Source organism: Streptomyces sp. NRRL S-31, from assembly GCF_000718775.1.
Lineage (GTDB): Bacteria > Actinomycetota > Actinomycetes > Streptomycetales > Streptomycetaceae > Streptomyces.
This window is the reverse complement of the sequence record NZ_JOCB01000183.1, coordinates 1-4,537: the sequence shown is the minus strand read 5'-3', so window position 1 is coordinate 4,537 and position 4,537 is coordinate 1. Positions and strand designations below refer to the sequence as shown.

The 4,537-nt window shown below is 70.4% G+C and carries 5 protein-coding genes; 2 read left to right on the top strand and 3 right to left on the bottom strand.

What is annotated here, in order from left to right:
• The 3 genes from IF37_RS0137875 to IF37_RS0137865 form a co-directional block, all read right to left on the bottom strand.
• Nucleotides 1–1,468 (bottom strand): DEAD/DEAH box helicase (locus IF37_RS0137875; RefSeq protein WP_037858193.1); only part of this gene is annotated, 1,468 nt, incomplete at its 3' end.
• 87 nt (nt 1,469–1,555) lie between these two features.
• A complete protein-coding gene (locus tag IF37_RS0137870; RefSeq protein WP_023544341.1) occupies nt 1,556–1,759 on the bottom strand; it encodes a cold-shock protein in 204 nt (67 codons plus the stop codon).
• Nucleotides 1,760–1,924: 165 nt separating this feature from the next.
• Entirely contained in the window at nt 1,925–2,917 is a 993-nt protein-coding gene (locus tag IF37_RS0137865; protein WP_030754063.1) for a GlxA family transcriptional regulator, read from the bottom strand.
• Nucleotides 2,918–3,063: 146 nt separating this feature from the next.
• Between IF37_RS0137865 and IF37_RS0137860 the strand changes: the two genes are divergently transcribed.
• A complete protein-coding gene (locus IF37_RS0137860) occupies nt 3,064–3,657 on the top strand; it encodes a cysteine hydrolase family protein (RefSeq protein ID WP_030754061.1) in 594 nt (197 codons plus the stop codon).
• Nucleotides 3,654–4,391, top strand: a complete 738-nt coding sequence (locus IF37_RS0137855) for a cysteine hydrolase family protein (RefSeq protein ID WP_079166073.1) — start codon at nt 3,654–3,656, stop codon at nt 4,389–4,391. The genes IF37_RS0137860 and IF37_RS0137855 overlap by 4 nt, the downstream gene beginning before the upstream one ends.
• Nucleotides 4,392–4,537: the final 146 nt, after the last annotated feature.

Below are 4,537 nucleotides of genomic sequence, written 5' to 3'. Positions count from 1 at the left end.
CCGTCCCCCCGGCCGCGGCCCGGCGCTCGCCGCCCCGGCCGTCCGCCCTCGTGGCGCCGCCCGTCGCCGCCTCGGCACCGCCGCCGCCACGACGCCGGCGGCCGGATCGCCTGCCGGGGCCGGTGCCGGAGTTGCCCTGCGGGCGGGACGCCTTCGGCGCCGCCTGCTGGGGCACCTCGATGGTGACGGCCACGCCGGAGGGCTCGCGGGCGCCGGTGATGGTGGCCAGTTCCGCGTCGCTCGACGTGACGCGGGCCGTCCGGGGGCGGATGCCCGCGTCCGACATGAGCCGGGTGACGTCCCGCTTCTGCGTGGGCAGGACCAGCGTGACCACACTGCCGGAGCCGCCGGCGCGGGCCGTACGGCCGCCCCGGTGGAGGTAGTCCTTGTGGTCGGTGGGGGGATCGACGTTGACGACGAGGTCGAGGTCGTCGACGTGGATGCCCCGGGCCGCGACGTTCGTCGCCACCAGCGCGGTGACCTGGCCGTTCTTGAACTGTTCCAGGGTGCGGTTGCGCTGCGGCTGGGAGCGGCCCCCGTGCAGGGCCGCCGCGCGGACACCGACGGCCAGCAGCTGCTTGGCGAGCCGGTCGGCGGACCGCTTGGTGTCGAGGAAGAGGATGACCCGGCCGTCACGGGCCGCGATGCGCGTGGTGACGGCCTTCTTGTCGGTCTCGTCCTGGACGTGGAGCACGTGGTGCTCCATGGTGGTCACCGCTCCGGCGGAGGGGTCCACGGAGTGCACCACGGGGTCGGTCAGGAACCGCTGCACCAGGCGGTCGATGTTGCGGTCCAGGGTGGCCGAGAAGAGCATGCGCTGACCGTCGGGCCGTACGTTCTCGATCACCTTGGTGATCTGCGGCAGGAAGCCCATGTCGGTCATCTGGTCGGCTTCGTCCAGCACCGTGATGCGTACGTCGTCGAGCACGCAGTCCCCGCGGTCGACGAGGTCGTTGAGCCTGCCGGGAGTGGCCACGAGCACTTCGGCGCCGCGCCGGAGCGCAGCGGCCTGCTTGGTGATGGACAGCCCGCCGACCACGGTGGTCAGCCGGAGGTTCACCGCCGTCGCATAGGGGGCCAGCGCGTCCGTCACCTGCTGGGCCAGTTCCCGGGTGGGCACCAGCACGAGGGCGAGAGGTGCCGTGGGCCGCGCCCGCAGTCCGGCCGTGCGGGCCAGCACCGCCAGCCCGAAGGCGAGGGTCTTCCCGGAGCCGGTGCGTCCCCGTCCCAGCAGGTCACGGCCGGCCAGCGAGTTGGGCAGGGTGGCGCCCTGGATCGGGAAAGGGGTGGTCACACCCTGCGCGGTGAGGGTCTTCAGCAGCCCTTCCGGCATGTCCAGAGCGGCGAAGTCGTCGACGGCGGGGAGTGCGGGGGTGGTGCTTTCCGGCAACCGGAATTCCCTGGGCGACGACTCGGACGGCCGGGGTGAGGAGGCGCGTCGGTTCGGCTTCTGGGGCCTGCGGGGCATGCGGTTTTCTGCCTTCCTGGAAACAGCGCACACCGGGGTCCGCACCGTGATGGTGCGGACCCCGGTGTGCGGATACGCGTCCGGCGATCAGGCGGGGACGATGTTCTCCGCCTGCGGGCCCTTCTGGCCCTGCGTGACGTCGAAGGAGACCCGCTGGCCCTCCTGGAGCTCACGGAATCCCTGCGTCGCGATGTTCGAGTAGTGGGCGAAGACGTCGGGACCGCCGCCGTCCTGCTGGATGAAGCCGAAACCCTTTTCGGCGTTGAACCACTTCACGGTTCCCTGTGCCATGACCTTCTCCTTCTGTAGGCAGAGGCCCCATCCGGAGACGCCGGAAAAACAAATAATGCGCCTGAGAGAAACATTCCCGTCAGGCGCACATAGGTTCATGGGTACCACAACTGCAACACCAAGACAGTAGCACAACTCGGCCGATCGTGGCAGGGGCCGCCCTGTTCAGTCGGCGCTGGTGCGGAACCGGCGCCGGTACTCGGTCGGTGTCGTGTCGAGTCGGCGGCGGAAGGCTCTGACCAGCGTGTCGACGGTGCCGAAGCCACAGGTGGTGGCGATGCGATCCAGGGTGTTGTCGGTGGTCTCCAGCTGGTTGCGGGCCCGCTCGACGCGGACCGATTCGATGTAGGCGTGCGGTGTCATGCCCAGTTCGTTCTTGAAGATCCGGGCGAGCTGCCGGTCGCTGATGTGGGCCTGTTCGGCGAGGTGCGCGACGGTGAGCGGTTCGGCGATGTGGCGCAGGATGTGGTGGCGGAGTTCCTCGATGCGCCGGGTCGTGGAGACCTGCTCCAGCGGGACGCTGAACTGGCTCTGTCCGCTCGGCCGTTTGAGGTACATCACCAGTTGCCGTGCGACGCGCAGGGCGACGGCTTCGCCGAGGTCGTCGGCGATGAGCGCGAGCGACAGGTCCAGGCAGGCGCTGATCCCCGCTCCGGTCCACACGTTCCCCTCGCGGATGAAGATCGGGTCGGAGTCGACCTCGACCGCGGGATGGTCGGCGGCGAGCTGCTGGGCGGTGGACCAGTGCGTGGTGGCCCGCTTGCCGTCGAGGAGCCCGGAGGCGGCGAGGATGTGCGCGCCGACGCAGACGGAGGTGATCCTCCGGGTCCGGGGAGCGAGCCGTCGTACCTGTTCGACCACGTCCGGGTCGACCAGCGCGTGCACACGGCGACGGCTGTCGACCTCGACCGAGCCGGGCACCACGAGTGTGTCGATGCTCCTCGTCATCAGCTCGTCGAAGGTGGCGTCGGGCAGGACCCGGACCCCGGCGGCGGTGACGATGGGGTCCATGGTCCGCGCGGCGAGGACCACCTCGTAGCCCGCCGCCTCCTCCGTCTCGCGTCGCGCGAGGGAGAACACCTCCGGCGGCCCCGTGACGTCGAGCAGGTCGACGCCCTCGAAGAGCACGATGACGATCAGTCGTTCGACGGTGTTCACAAGCCCCCCTGGCCGGCGACGGCGATGTCATTTTCTGCATGCTAGATGACATTGCTGCCGTACGTGCCGGGCCATAGCGTCATGGGTGCGGGTCGTCGCACCGACCGCCTGCCACTCCCAACTCCCTCACCCACAGGTGGTGTTCCATGCCCGGAACGACGCTGCGTCAGCTCACCGGCCTCGACGAGACGCCCGCGAAGCTCGCCGACTCGACCCTGGTCCTGATCGACTATCAGAACACCTATACGACCGGCGTCATGGAGCTGGACGGCTGGCAACCCGCCCTCGACGCCGCCGCCCGGTTACCGGAACGCGCCCGCCGGGAGGGCGCCGAGGTCATCCACGTCGTGAACGACGGCGGCGAGGGCACGCCGTACGACATCCGGGCGGAGATCGGCCGGATCCATCCGAACGTGGCGCCCGCCGACGGCGAGCCCGTGGTCGTCAAGCAGGCCCCCGACACCTTCCACGGCACCGACCTGGGCCGGCTCGTCGACGAGGCGGGCAGGAGCGATCTCGTCATCGCCCGGTTCATGACCCACACGTGTGTGGCGTTCACCGCTCAGGGAGCCTTCCTGCCCGGCAACCGGCCCACCGTCGTGGCCGACGCCGACGCCACCCGCTCCCTGCCGGTCGTGGGTACGGAGCCGGACGCCCGCCAGGTGCACCTCGGCGCCCTCGCCACCATCGCCGACCTGTACGGGGTCGTCGTCACGTCCGAGGAGGACCTCGACCGATGAAGCCACTGCGTTCAGCCCTCGCGCTCTGCACCGCCGCCGCTCTCGCGGCCACCGTCGCCGCGTGCGGCGGGAGTTCCGAGGCCGCCTCCCATGAGGACGGGCCGTCGGCCTCCGCCTCGGCGTCGACCGCCGGCACCGGGACGAACGTCGCCGCCGGCACCACGACCCTGAGGAAGCTCAACGGCTTCGACGAGACCCCGGCCGGACTGTCCGACGCGACGCTCATCCTCGTCGACTACCAGAACACGTACACCGACGGTGTGATGGAACTCGACGGATGGCAGCCCGCGGTGGACAACGCGGCGGCCCTGCTGAAGCGGGCCCGCGAGGCGGACACCCCGGTCATCCACATCGTCGACAAGGGTTACGACCTGAAGTCGAAGGCCGGGCAGATCATCCCCGCGCTCAAGCCCGCCAAGGGGGAGCAGGTCGTCGAGAAGAGCGTGCCCAACGCCTTCCACGGCACCGATCTCGCCGACAAGGTCAAGAAGGCCGGGCACAAGAAGGTGATCGTCGCCGGATTCATGACCAACATGTGTGTCCTGTTCACCGCCCAGGGCGCCTTCCTCAACGGCTACCAGCCGACCGTGGTCGCCGACGCCTCGGCCACCCGGCCGCTGCCGTTGAAGGGGAACCCGAACGGCATCCCCGCCGAGCAGCTGCACGAAGCCGCGCTCGCCACGGTCCAGGACCTCTACGGAGTCGTGGTGCCGTCGCAGAAGTCCCTGGCCTGATACCGGAGTCCGCCCGCTCCCGCCGAGCCGACCCCGGTCCGGCGGGAGCCGGCCGGCCCGCCTCTCCCCCACGCACCCATCCCACGCACGTCCACACGCACGTCCACACGCACCTCCCCCACGCACCACCCCACCCCACCCCACCC

Bases quoted from the DNA above. Each gene is read 5' to 3' on its own strand.
- IF37_RS0137860 (WP_030754061.1), top strand. From the start codon at position 3,064: ATGCCCGGAACGACGCTGCGTCAGCTCACCGGCCTCGACGAGACGCCC.
- IF37_RS0137870 (WP_023544341.1), bottom strand. From the start codon at position 1,759: ATGGCACAGGGAACCGTGAAGTGGTTCAACGCCGAAAAGGGTTTCGGC.
- IF37_RS0137855 (WP_079166073.1), top strand. From the start codon at position 3,654: ATGAAGCCACTGCGTTCAGCCCTCGCGCTCTGCACCGCCGCCGCTCTC.